Source organism: Pseudomonas sp. Irchel 3E13 (assembly GCF_900187455.1).
Taxonomy (GTDB): domain Bacteria; phylum Pseudomonadota; class Gammaproteobacteria; order Pseudomonadales; family Pseudomonadaceae; genus Aquipseudomonas.
In genome coordinates this window covers 95,900-107,463 of record NZ_FYDX01000013.1, presented here as the reverse complement: position 1 = coordinate 107,463, position 11,564 = coordinate 95,900, and the positions used below count along the sequence as shown (strand labels likewise).

Sequence of the window (11,564 nt, the reverse complement as noted above, 5' to 3'; positions counted from 1 at the left end):
CACTACGCCCCGCGCAAACGCCAGCGGCATTGCCGGCCTTTGCCCGCATCGCCCTGCTCCTGCTCCACTACCTCGCGCCACCAGCGCTCGCCGGTCTGCGGCGCACGGAGGTCGATGCGTTCACCCATGCTCGGTGTGGCCACGCTGACGCCCTGCTCGCCCGCCCACTCCAGTACGCTTTCGAACGGCTCGTACCAGGCGTGCATCGACAGGTCGAAGGTGCCGTTGTGAATCGGCAGCAGCCAGCGCCCGCCCAGATCGACATGGGCCTGCACCGTCTGGCGCGGGTGCATGTGCACGTACGGCCAGTGCTCGTTATAGGCACCGGTTTCCATCAAGGTGAGGTCGAACGGCCCGAAGCGCCGGCCGATCTCGGCGAAACCGTCGAAGTAACCGGTGTCGCCGCTGAAGAACATGCGCAGGTGCGGCGCCTCGATCACCCAGGAGCACCACAGCGTGCGGTTGCCGTCGCGCAGGCCACGCCCGGAAAAATGCTGGGCCGGCGTCGCAGTCAGGCGCAGGCCGTCCACCTCGATGCCCTGCCACCAATCGAACTGGCGCACCTTCGCCGCCGGCACGCCCCAGGCCAGCAGCCGGTCGCCCACGCCCAGCGGCATGACGAACAGTTCCACTTTCGGCGCCAGGGCCTTGATGGTGGCGCGGTCGAGGTGGTCGTAATGGTCGTGGGACAGGATCACGCCGCGGATCGGCGGCAGTTCATCGAGGCTCAGCGGTGGTTGGTGAAACCGCTTGGGCCCGGCGAAAGGCAGCGGCGACGCACGCTTGCCGAACACCGGATCGGTCAGCCACCAGCCGCCTTGCAGCTTGAACAACACCGTGGAATGGCCGAGGCGATAAAGGCTGGCGTCCGGCGCCGCGTCCAGTTCCGCCCGGGTCAGGCGGCGCACCGGCACGGCGGCCTTCGGCACAGTGTTGGCGGGTTTGTTGAAGAGGAAATTCCACAGCACCTTGGCATCGGGCTCAGGCATGTTCGCCGGGCGCGGGGTGAGGTTGTGGAAACGCCCATCCCTGGACTGGGGCGAATGCCCGTGGTCGGCGATGGGAGCACGCAGCAGCGGATGACGTTTCAAGGCGGGGAACCCTCAGCACTCTGTAGGAACACTCCCGAGTATAGGGCCGCGCCGCCCGACTGGATTGCCTGATCCTGCGAGGTTGATGCCTGATCTGGCGGCGCTTCGCGAGCAAGCTCGCTCCTACACGTCAATCCTCCACCTGTAGGAGCGAGCTTGCTCGCGATGCGCCCATGTCACGCACAGTCAAACCCTCTGGCGCTCAGGCTCAAGACAGCCTACCGCTCGTTAGCAAAACTTGTCCGACCGCTTTTCCTTGCACAAGCCCACCCGAAGCGCCTCGAGACAACAATGACCACCGACACCAGAATCGACTTCATCTACCTTTCCGAACAAGACATGATCCGCGCTGGCGTGACCGACATGCCGGCCTGTGTCGACACCATGGAAGAAATGTTCGGGCTGCTGTACCAGGGCGACTACCGCATGGCCGGGCCGAACAACGACTCCCATGGCGCGATGATCACCTTCCCGGAAACCTCGCCGTTCCCGGACATGCCCAAGCCCACCGCCGACCGCCGCATGATGGCCATGCCCGCCTACCTCGGCGGCAATTTCCGCACCGCCGGCGCCAAGTGGTATGGCTCCAACATCGCCAACCGCGAAAAAGGCCTGCCGCGCTCGATCCTGATGTTCACCCTCAACGATGCCGATACCGGCGCGCCGCTGGCACACATGTCGGCCAACCTGCTCTCGGCCTACCGCACCGGCGCGATTCCCGGGGTCGGCGCCCGTCACCTGGCGCGCAAGGACTCGAAAGTCATCGGTCTGCTCGGCCCCGGCGTGATGGGCAAGACCACCGTCGCCGCGTTCATGGCCGTCTGCCCGCTGGTGGACACCATCAAGATCAAGGGCCGCGGCCAGCGCAGCCTCGACAGCTTCATCAGTTGGGTCAAAGAAACCTACCCGCAGATCACCAACATCCGCATCGTCGACACCCTGGAAGACGTGGTGCGCGACTCCGACCTGATCACCTACTGCAGCACCGGCGAAGTCGGCGACCCGAGCACCTATCCGCTGGTTCGCCGCGAATGGGTCAAGCCGGGCGCGTTCCTGGCGATGCCGGCACCGTGCAGCATCGATGCCGGCATGGAGCAGGACGATGTGCGCAAGGTGCTCGACAACACCGGCATGTACAACGCCTGGTTCGAAGAGTTGCCCAAGCCCGCGCACAACTGCGTGCCGCTGGTGGGCGTGCGCTTCATGGACATGATCGCCGAAGGCAGCCTGCGGCCCGAGCAACTGGAAGACATCGGCAAGATCATCGCCGGTGACGCGCCGGGGCGCCTGAACGATGACGAGATCATCCTGATGTCGGTCGGCGGCATGCCGGTCGAAGACCTGGCCTGGGGCACCGTGGTGTACCGCAAGGCGGTCGAGCTGGGCATCGGCGTGAAACTCAATCTCTGGGACACCCCCGTCCTTAGCTGACCCTTCCCTTTTGAACCCTGTGAGGCATTCCCCATGACCCAGATCACCAAATTGAAAAGCGGCTCCATCTTCGAAGAAAAAGCCAGCTACTCGCGGCTGGTGGCCGTGGACAACTGGATCTTCGTGTCCAACACCGCCGGCCGTAACCCCGACACCAAGCTGATCCCGGAAGACGTGATCGAGCAGGCCGAACAAGTGTTCAACAACATCGAGCGCGCCCTGGCCGCCGTTGATGCCAGCCTGGCCGACGTGGTCTGCTCGCGGGTGTTCATCCAGGACCCGGCCGACGTGCCGAAGGTCATGGACTTCATCGGCGGCAAGTTCCGCGGCATCGACCCGGCCTGCACCGCGACCTGCCCGCCACTGGGCTCGACGGTCTACAAGGTGGAGCTGGAAGTCACCGCCTACCGCGGCGCCTCGAAAGCCGACGTCGTACAGATCAACCTCGGCCAGTAACCCGCTGAACCTTCATTCATAGAGCCCGCCATGTCGCCCACCATCGATCCCGTACAGACCAGCAACACGCTGCCGCCCGCCACCACCGTGGTGATCATCGGCGGCGGCATCATCGGCCTGACCGCCGCCCTGGCCCTTGCCGAGCGCAAGATCCCCGTGGTGGTGATCGAAAAGGGCCGGATCGCCGGCGAGCAGTCGTCGCGCAACCTCGGCTGGGTGCGCAAGACCAGCCGTCACGCTGACGACATTCCCCTGGCCCTGGCCGCGGATCGACTGTGGGCGCAAATGCCGGAACGGGTGGGGGCCGACGTCGGTTACCGCCAGGCCGGGATCATGTTCATCGCCCGCAATGAAACCCAGATGAACATGCACCAGAACTGGCTCAAGAGCGTCGAGCACCTGTCGCTGGATACCCGCTTGCTCAGCAACCGGGAAATCAGCGCGCTGGTGCCCGGTGGCCAGGCCAACTGGGCGGGCGGCATCTTCACCCCGTCGGACGCCCGCGCCGAGCCGACCCTGGCGTCCAGCGCCATTGCCAAGGCGGCGATGGCCAAGGGCGCGATCATCATCGAGCACTGCGCGGTGCGCACCTTGCTGACCAGTGCCGGCCGCGTCAGCGGCGTGATGACCGAGCGCGGCGAAATCCGCTGCGAACAGGTGCTGCTGGCCGGCGGCCTGTGGTCGCGCAAGTTCCTCGGCAACCTCGGCGTCAACCTGCCGACCCTGCCGCTGACCTGCTCGGTGCTGCGCACCAAACCCATGGACGGCCCGACCGACATCGCCGTCGGCGCGCCGGACTTTTCCTTCCGCAAGCACAAGGACGGCGGCTTCATCATCACCCAGCGCGGCAAGCTGGATGCCTTCCTCACCCTCGACCACCTGCTGCTGGGGCGCCGCTACCTGCCGCAACTGAAAGCCCAGCGCGATTTCCTGAAGATTTCCTTCGGCAAATACTTCTTCAATGACCTGAAGCTGGCCCGTCGCTGGCAAGCCGACAGCGTCAGTCCGTTCGAACAGGTCCGCGTCCAGGACCCGCCCGCCAACCACGGCCTCAATGACGACGCGCTGCGCAACCTGCGCGCCGCCTGGCCGGTGTTCGAACAGGCGCAGATTTCCGACGCCTGGGCCGGCACCATCGACGTGACGCCGGATTCCAATCCGGTAATCGGGCCGCTGGCGAGCATTCCCGGCCTGACCCTGGCCACCGGTTTTTCCGGCCACGGCTTCGGCACTTCGCCGGCTGCCGGGCAACTGGCGGCGGACCTGGTGTCGGGTGAAAACCCGATCATCGATCCCGCGCCGTACCGTTTCGAGCGCCTGGCCTGAGTTTTTCGGCGCCCGACTAAGGGCGCCGGCTAGGGCTCTGGAGTAAGGGGCTGAAACGAATCACTGGTTTGAAACAACTCTTCACGAATACGGGGTACTCTGCGGGGAACGATGTCTAACTGACATCATCGAACAAGGGCGTCAACGCATCGGCTCGTTATTTGGGTGCCGACGTTGCCTGTCCTGGCAGCCGCTTTCTGGCTGCCTGTTTTTTCCCAAGGAGTCCCCATGCAGTTCCGGCAAATGAAAATCGGCAAACGGGCCGCCAGCCTGTTCACCCTGCTCGGCCTTTTGGTCCTCGCCCTCGGCCTGATAGCGCTCTACGAGACTCGCCAGATGGACCGCGCCTCGGCTGAAATCCGGGTGACCTGGTTGCCCGCCGTGATCTCCCTGGGCGAAATCGGCACCGACGTCAACCGCGCCCGGGCCATCACCATGCGCAGCCTGCTAGAAGAACAGCCCGAGACCCGCGAAGCTTCCCTGCGCCGGGCGGCCGAGGTCAATCAGGGTTTGCAGAAGGCCCTGGACTTCTATGAAAGCACCATCATCGAACCCGAGGATCGCGCCTTGTTCGCGACCTTCATCAGCGCCCGCGAACGCTACGCCGGCATTCAGGCCAGCGTCGCCGAAGCGGTGCTCAACAACCGCCTCGACAACGCCCGGCAATTGGTCAACGGCCCGCTGGCCGATGCCACCGACGCCATGCAAAGCACGCTGCGAGCGCTGGTGAAGTACAACGCCGACGGCGCTGAAAAAGCCTCGCAACGCGGTGCCGATGCCTCCCGCGAATCCTTCTTGCTGATCATCATCGCGCTGGCGTTGATCATGACCGCGCTGGTCGCCATCGCCACCCTGCTCACCCGCAGTATCGTCGTGCCGCTGGCGGAAGCCTTGGCGGTGGCCGAGCGGGTGTCCACCGGCGACCTGACCCAGGCGATCAAGGTCGAGGGCCAGGACGAACCGGCGCTGCTGCTCGGCGCGCTGGCCCGCATGCAGAACAGCCTGCGCTCGACGCTGGCGCGGATCAGCGCCTCGTCCGACCAACTGGCCTCGGCCTCGGAAGAACTGCACTCGGTCACCGAGGACACCAGCCGCGGCCTGCAGCAGCAGAGCGCGGAAATCGAACAGGCGGCGACCGCCGTCAACCAGATGACCGCCGCCGTGGAAGAAGTGGCGAACAACGCGGTGAGCACCGCCGATGCCTCCAAGGGCGCCGACCAGACCACCCGCGATGGCCGCGACCGGGTCAATCAGGCGCTGCAGTCCATCCAGGCGCTGGTCGGCGAAGTCACCAGCACCGCCGGCGATATCGAACAACTGGCCGCCAGCGCCAATGAAATCAGCCGGGTGCTGGACGTGATCGGCTCCATCGCCGGGCAGACCAACCTGCTGGCCCTCAACGCCGCCATCGAAGCGGCCCGCGCCGGTGAGGCCGGACGCGGCTTCGCCGTGGTCGCCGATGAAGTGCGCGCCCTTGCCCACCGCACCCAGCAGTCCACCGGTGAAATCGAACAGATGATCGGCCAGATCCAGTCCGGCACCGAGCGTGCGGTCACCGCCATGCACAGCAGCCAGGGCCGCGCCGCCGGCACCCTGGATGTGGCCGAGGCCGCGGGCCAGGCGCTGGAGCTGATCGCCGAAGCCATCGCCGCGATCAACCAGCGCAACCTGGTGATCGCCAGCGCCTCGGAACAGCAGGCCCAGGTGGCCCGCGAGGTGGACCGCAACCTGGTCAATATCCGCGACCTGTCGATGCAGACCTCCGCCGGCGCCAACCAGACCAGCGCCGCCGCGCAAGACCTGTCGCGCCTGGCGGTGGAACTGAACGGGATGGTGGCGCAGTTCAAGGTGTGAGGCGGTAAAAATCAGGGCGCCGCGCTGGCAAAGGCCATTTGCAGTCAATAACATCGGCGCCTTGTCCACTCAGACCCAAGCACATGCGCATCACCGAGAAACACCGCAAGGCCGCCGCCCGTTTCCTCATGCGCGTGCTCACCGATCGCCGCCTCAGCGCGTCCCTGCCGGATGCGCCGCTGCACATCGTAGTCCCGCGCTGGGATGCCAAGCTGGGCGACGCCATCGTGTCGTCGTTCTTCTTTCGTGAAGCGAAAAAGCTCAATGCCCGGGTCACCGTGCTGACGGTGGAACCCCTGGCCGACTTGCATCAAGCGCATTTCGGCGTCGATCAGGTCCTCGTCACCGACGAGAACCCCGGCGCCCTGGCGCTTTGCCGGCTGGCCCGACAGCTGGGCCGGGTCGATGTGATGGTGCATATGGTGGGGCGGATCCAGCCGGCGGAGATGTTGTTCATTCGCCTGCTCAAGCCGGCGCGGGTGTATTCCCTCGATGATCAACTGCGCTGCGTCAACCGCAAGTTCGGCGCGGCCAGCGCCGGGCTCGACGTGGCCGGCCGTTTCGCGCGGGTGCTGGCCGACCTCGGCCTGGACGCGATCCAGCGCGACTACATCGTGCCCCTGGCGAAAACGGCGCCGCAGAATCCGCCGCGCCTGCTGGTCAACCCCTATGCCAGCCGCGCCGACAAAAGCCTGTCTCCCGCCAAGGCACGCCAACTGCTGCGGGCCCTCGCCGATGCGTGGCCGGGCAAATCGATCGGCATCCTGTGCAGCCCGGCCAGCCGCAAACAGGCCCGTCTATTGGCAGTCGAGACCGCGCGCGACAACGTTCGCTGTCTGGAGGACCTGAACACCCCCAAGGAGGCAGCCAGCTATATCAGCCGGGCGCAGGCGGTGGTCAGCGTGGACACGGCAATCGTGCACATGGCGGTGGGCTTGCGCACGCCGTTGCTGGCCCTCTATCCCGACAGCGGAGACGGGTTCAATCCCTGGCTACCGCCAGCCTCACCCCACACACGGGTCATTTTCAGCCGGCAGTGCCCGGATCACTATCGCCGCACGGGCAAGAAAGACATGAACGCATTCGCGGTCGAAGAGGTTATCGAGGGGCTCGCCGACCTGATGCCCGCATCAGCGCCGCGGCCGGCATTGGCACTGGATGCCCGGATCATTGCCGGGCTGGGCGTGGCTCGCGGCACCCTCGCCCGCCAGTTGCCGTTGATCAGCCGCGAGTTTCCCGAGGTCCACGCCTGCCATCCCGGCACGCTCAACCTGCAACTGGAGCATCCGCTGCACCTGCTGCGCCCGGATCACCGCACCGCGCCGCTGGCCTGGACACCCAGCGGACGCAGCACTGAAGTGTTCGACCTGCTGCGCATCGAGCTGGAATTCGCCCAGATGCCGGCACGCATCCCGGCGTGGCTGTATATCGCCCACGGTTCGGTACACCGGCAAACACCTTCGGTGCATGAAGTGATCGCCGGGCGCCTCGACCTGGACGGCGCCGGCAGTTGCCGGATGCATATTCCCGCTGATGCGGTGCGCTACGGCTGATCCCCCGTCAGCCGAGCCGTTTCCGCCAGCCAGTAGTGCCGGTCGGGCTCGATATGCAGGAACAGCCGCGCCAGCAGGCTGCCGCCGTCGAGAAACTGCGCCACCGACTCCGTGCGCGTGCTGGTGCGCTTGAAGTAGGTGTTGTAGAGCTTGAGCAGGCTGATATCGGCCAGCAGGAAGTCGGCGACGGCAACGTCCTCGCGGCGCATCACCTCACAGCCGTCGAAGTTGTAGCGCGGGCGATAACCGGGATCGATCAACTGCGCGGAGAGCGGCACCACCTCATCCGCCCGCTGCGCGACGATGTCCTTTATCCCGCCGGGGTTGCCCCAGGCGTGCACCCCGCCCGCCAGCGCCGCAGCCAGCGCCTGTTCCAGCATCGGGTTGCCGGCGCGTGAAGCGAACAGGCATTCGCTGTGCCAGTGCAGTTTGTCGCTGATGCCGTCGGGGAACACGTCCGCCGTCGGGTCCCGCAGCAGCAGGGTGTCGGCATCCAGCCAGACGCCGCCATGGCGGTGCACATAGGCCATGCGGATCAGGTCGCTCTTGGCCACGATCGCCTCGATTCCGGCGTCAAGGGTGAAGGCCAGCGGATGAAAACCCCAGGCTTTGTCGACGACTCGCGGATCGATCCGCGCCTCAAGGTCGTGCGGCGTCAGCAGCGTGAAGCGCTCGCCCAGCGCACGCTGGAACGACACCAGCGCCAGTGCGATCCACGGCGGCATGGTCTGGCCGGCGGCGGTTTCCCAATAGCTGACGTACTGCACCGGCGCGGTATCGCGGCTGCTCACCGGCGTACCACCCGGCCATCGGCGCGCAACAGCCCGGCTTCGACCAAGTGCCGGCGAACCAGGGCCAGCGACGGTACGCAGCCGTCCTGACGCAGAAACTCGTTGCCCAGCGCCGACCGGTACAACCGCAGCCAGTTACCCGCCGGCACCCGTGGCAGGAACGCCTCCAGCGCCGCGTGGTTTTCCGCGCCGAACACCAGGCGCAAGGTGCGCAGGATCGGCTGGTACTGCGGGTCGGACAACAACTGCGCGAGGTTATCGCCGAGTCCGCGTCCAATCTGGGTCATGTTCAGGCGCTCTTCGATGGTCGCGTCGCTGAGCGCGATGCGCGGATCGACGGCGACCGGATAGAGCGCCTGGAACGACTTGGCGCCAGCGCGCATGGAGTGATGGAACACCTTGTCCGCGGTCGATCCGGTGACCAGCACGTCATCGCCGAAGATCACATGCACCCCGCTCCAGCCATAGAAGTTCTCGGCGGGGATGACATGGTCCTGGACCAGGTTGACCCGCTCGCGCTCCTCGGTGCTCAGGCTCGCGTAGTTCTCGCAAGGCGGCGCGATGCGCGGCAGCTTGACGTTGATGATGGTCGGCAGGCCCTTGTGCGCGAGGGTGACGTTGATCTCCTCGACCACGATGTCGTAGAGCACGTTGGCCGTGGACGGCACGTTGCGCCAGCCGGTGGTCATCATCACCACGTTGTCGCCGTGGTCCCTGGCGTGGCTGAACAGCCGCGCCCAGTGCGACAGCGGGTCGTCGAGCTGGGCGTCGAGGTAATCGATCACCTGCCAGGCGAGGTGGCGGATATCGCCGATGCTGCCGTACTTGGCGCGGCTGTAGATCGCCGCCAGGTCGGCGGCCTCGCTGTCATCGGCCATGTCACGGAACACCCCCGGCCCCGCCGGGGTCAGGCAGGTCAGCGCATGGCCGGCAAAAACCGCCACGTACTGCGCCATGCTGATCAGGCCACGGTCCATCAGGTCCGCGGCGAAGGCGCGGAAACCGCCTGGCACATCCTCGGGACGGGCCAATACCAGCGCCTGATGGAAGGCCGCCAGTTGTTCGGCCTCGGGGGCGCTGCGCAGTTGGTTCCAGTCAGACGGCAGGCTGCAAGGGTTCAGGGTCATCGTGAAACGTATCCATTGATCAGGGATTCAGCGCCGGCCGTGCTGGCCAGCAGGTCCAGGGGCACGTCAACGCGGCGACGTGCTTCGTAGTAGCTGATGCTGCGCAGCCCGAGCGGCTGCAATTGCCCGAGCATTTCGCCGATGCCGGCGCCGGCATCACGCGGGTCATGGGTGTCCGAGCCCACCGTGAACGCCGCGCCGCGGTCGATCAGCAGCGGCAGCAAGCCGCGGCTGGGGTACGACCATTGCCCGTGCACTTCTTGCCCGGTGCCAGGGTCCAGGCTCGACTTGCGGATCCCCGAGGCATTCAGTTCATACGCCACGCCACCGTCGGCGAACAACGGCAGCAGCGGCTCGAAACGGCGCAGCACAACCTCTTCCGGCACCCCGCGCAACAACGTGTCGGCATGCCCGACCGCGTCGAACAGCCCGCACTGCAACAGCCCTTCGAGGTCGGCGAAATAGCGATCGAGAAACGCCTGCGCGGCCAGCCGCGGCAGCTCCCAGACTTTCACCATCGGTTCGCCGGGCACCTCGACGTAGTGGACCGAGCCGATGGCGAAATCCAGTTCATGGCGGGCGATCAACTCGCGGTTCCAGGCATCGGCGCCGGGCATGTAGTCGAACTCAAGACCGCGCAGGATCCTGATCTGGCCCTGATAGCGCTGCCGCGCCTGCTCGATGTCGGCGAAGTAGCGTTCGAGCTCGGCGTCCAGCAGGCGGTTGTGGGTGTCCACGGGAAACGGCGCGTGGTCGGTGATGGTCAGCACCTTCACCCCAGCGGCAATCGACGCGCGCACCAGCTCGTCCACCGTGCCCACGGCGTGCTTGGAATAGAACGTATGGCTATGGGAGTCGATCATGCCGGCACCAGTTGTTCGAGCAGGCCGTCGTGGTTGGCCATTTCCTTGACCAGCCAGTATGGGTTGTTGGCCTTGGCCAGGATCGAGCGCAGCAGGTCCGGTTTGTCCACCCGCGCCAGCAGGTCGGCCAGCGGCTGGCTGTAGAGCGCCCGCACCAGCGGCGTCTCGCGCACGTGGGACGCCAGGTGCTCCCAGCGGATGCGGTCGAAGTGAATATTGCCCAGGCGCTGGTGCTCGATGCCGTACAGGTAGACATCGCCGTTGGGCTTGATGGTCAGGTCCATGCCGTTGGCCGCAGGCGGCGGGTTCAGGCTGCCGAGGGTGAAGCGCTTGTTGATCTTGGCCTCGATCGCGCCGATGTAGCCGTGCAGGTCCAGGTAGCCGGCGGGCGTGTCCGCCGCCGGGTGCACGAGGTTTTTGTAGTCGATGCCGAACCGCGATTCGCCGACCACCAGCACATCTTCAAGGGCACTGCGCGGCTCGATGGCGGCCTGGATATCCCAGCGCGCCAGTTCTTCCAGCAGGTAGCCACGGGTGAACGCGCGGTCGGTGTCGATCGAGCGGAACGAGAAACTCAGGCCGTCCAGGCCCTGCCGGCGCTGGTAATCCAGGCTGAAACCGTGGGCCCGCCATTTGACCTTTTCAATATGGTGGCTGTCGGCACTCAGGCGAATGTTGCAGTGGTCGCCCCGCGCCGTGACGAGCTGCTGGGTGCTGTCGTAGAACGCCGCCATTTTGTCGTGGGGGAAGAAGCCGCTGGTGATGAACTCGAACTGCTTGCCGCCGTTGGACAGCCCGAGGATTTCGTGGAACACCTTGGCGTTGTTGAGCGGCTCGCCTTCGCCGCTGATGGAAATGCGCTTGACGTCCGCGGCGTTGATCAGCGCGGCGAGGTTTTCTCGGGCGAGGCTGGACAGTTCCATGCTCATCCCGGATTTGTGTTTGTCCGCGTACATGCAGAACGCGCAACCGATGCCGCAGATCTGGGTGATGTCGATGTACAGCAGGTGACCGTGCAAATCCATGTCGATGGGCTCTTCTCTGCCCGCGCAACGGCGCGGGCGTCTTTCTT

At 65.8% G+C, this 11,564-nt stretch carries 10 protein-coding genes; 5 read left to right on the top strand and 5 right to left on the bottom strand.

Features of this window, described 5'->3' with window-relative positions:
• Positions 1-2: 2 nt before the first annotated feature.
• The gene (locus CKW37_RS22575) at positions 3-1,091 is read right to left on the bottom strand and encodes an MBL fold metallo-hydrolase (RefSeq protein ID WP_095158483.1); all 1,089 of its coding nucleotides are present in this window, start codon (positions 1,089-1,091) and stop codon (positions 3-5) included.
• 291 nt (positions 1,092-1,382) lie between these two features.
• On the opposite strand from CKW37_RS22575, the gene CKW37_RS22570 reads away from it, so the two are divergent.
• The 5 genes from CKW37_RS22570 (at position 1,383) to CKW37_RS22550 (ending at position 7,711) form a co-directional block, all read left to right on the top strand.
• Complete coding sequence (locus tag CKW37_RS22570) at positions 1,383-2,522, top strand: tyramine oxidase subunit B (protein ID WP_095158482.1); 1,140 nt, start codon at positions 1,383-1,385, stop codon at positions 2,520-2,522.
• Positions 2,523-2,555: 33 nt separating this feature from the next.
• Positions 2,556-2,978, top strand: coding sequence for a RidA family protein (locus CKW37_RS22565; protein WP_095158481.1), 423 nt, complete (start codon positions 2,556-2,558; stop codon positions 2,976-2,978).
• A 30-nt stretch (positions 2,979-3,008) separates the two neighbouring features.
• Complete coding sequence (locus CKW37_RS22560; RefSeq protein ID WP_095158480.1) at positions 3,009-4,304, top strand: FAD-binding oxidoreductase; 1,296 nt, start codon at positions 3,009-3,011, stop codon at positions 4,302-4,304.
• Positions 4,305-4,532: 228 nt separating this feature from the next.
• Entirely contained in the window at positions 4,533-6,158 is a 1,626-nt protein-coding gene (locus tag CKW37_RS22555; protein WP_095158479.1) for a methyl-accepting chemotaxis protein, read from the top strand.
• An 83-nt stretch (positions 6,159-6,241) separates the two neighbouring features.
• The gene (locus tag CKW37_RS22550) at positions 6,242-7,711 is read left to right on the top strand and encodes a glycosyltransferase family 9 protein (RefSeq protein WP_095158478.1); all 1,470 of its coding nucleotides are present in this window, start codon (positions 6,242-6,244) and stop codon (positions 7,709-7,711) included.
• Here the strand turns inward: CKW37_RS22550 and CKW37_RS22545 are convergent.
• Genes CKW37_RS22545 through CKW37_RS22530 form a run of 4 tightly spaced genes read right to left on the bottom strand, consistent with a single transcriptional unit; the run spans position 7,702 to position 11,517 of the window.
• A complete protein-coding gene (locus tag CKW37_RS22545) occupies positions 7,702-8,502 on the bottom strand; it encodes a glycosyltransferase (RefSeq protein WP_256587835.1) in 801 nt (266 codons plus the stop codon). The two genes, CKW37_RS22550 and CKW37_RS22545, sit on opposite strands and share 10 nt — an antisense overlap.
• The gene (locus tag CKW37_RS22540) at positions 8,499-9,629 is read right to left on the bottom strand and encodes a hypothetical protein (RefSeq protein WP_095158477.1); all 1,131 of its coding nucleotides are present in this window, start codon (positions 9,627-9,629) and stop codon (positions 8,499-8,501) included. The genes CKW37_RS22545 and CKW37_RS22540 overlap by 4 nt, the downstream gene beginning before the upstream one ends.
• Positions 9,626-10,492, bottom strand: a complete 867-nt coding sequence (locus tag CKW37_RS22535; protein ID WP_095158476.1) for a histidinol-phosphatase — start codon at positions 10,490-10,492, stop codon at positions 9,626-9,628. The genes CKW37_RS22540 and CKW37_RS22535 overlap by 4 nt, the downstream gene beginning before the upstream one ends.
• Positions 10,489-11,517 carry a radical SAM protein gene (locus CKW37_RS22530; RefSeq protein WP_095158475.1) on the bottom strand — a complete coding sequence of 343 codons (1,029 nt, stop codon included), beginning with the start codon at positions 11,515-11,517 and terminating at the stop codon, positions 10,489-10,491. Before CKW37_RS22530 ends, CKW37_RS22535 begins: the two co-directional genes overlap by 4 nt.
• Positions 11,518-11,564 lie beyond the last annotated feature (47 nt).

Excerpts from the sequence above, each read along its gene's own strand:
- CKW37_RS22570 (WP_095158482.1), top strand. The coding sequence starts at position 1,383 with ATGACCACCGACACCAGAATCGACTTCATCTACCTTTCCGAACAAGAC.
- CKW37_RS22565 (WP_095158481.1), top strand. The coding sequence starts at position 2,556 with ATGACCCAGATCACCAAATTGAAAAGCGGCTCCATCTTCGAAGAAAAA.
- CKW37_RS22560 (WP_095158480.1), top strand. The coding sequence starts at position 3,009 with ATGTCGCCCACCATCGATCCCGTACAGACCAGCAACACGCTGCCGCCC.
- CKW37_RS22555 (WP_095158479.1), top strand. The coding sequence starts at position 4,533 with ATGCAGTTCCGGCAAATGAAAATCGGCAAACGGGCCGCCAGCCTGTTC.
- CKW37_RS22550 (WP_095158478.1), top strand. The coding sequence starts at position 6,242 with ATGCGCATCACCGAGAAACACCGCAAGGCCGCCGCCCGTTTCCTCATG.
- CKW37_RS22540 (WP_095158477.1), bottom strand. The coding sequence starts at position 9,629 with ATGACCCTGAACCCTTGCAGCCTGCCGTCTGACTGGAACCAACTGCGC.
- CKW37_RS22535 (WP_095158476.1), bottom strand. The coding sequence starts at position 10,492 with ATGATCGACTCCCATAGCCATACGTTCTATTCCAAGCACGCCGTGGGC.
- CKW37_RS22530 (WP_095158475.1), bottom strand. The coding sequence starts at position 11,517 with ATGGATTTGCACGGTCACCTGCTGTACATCGACATCACCCAGATCTGC.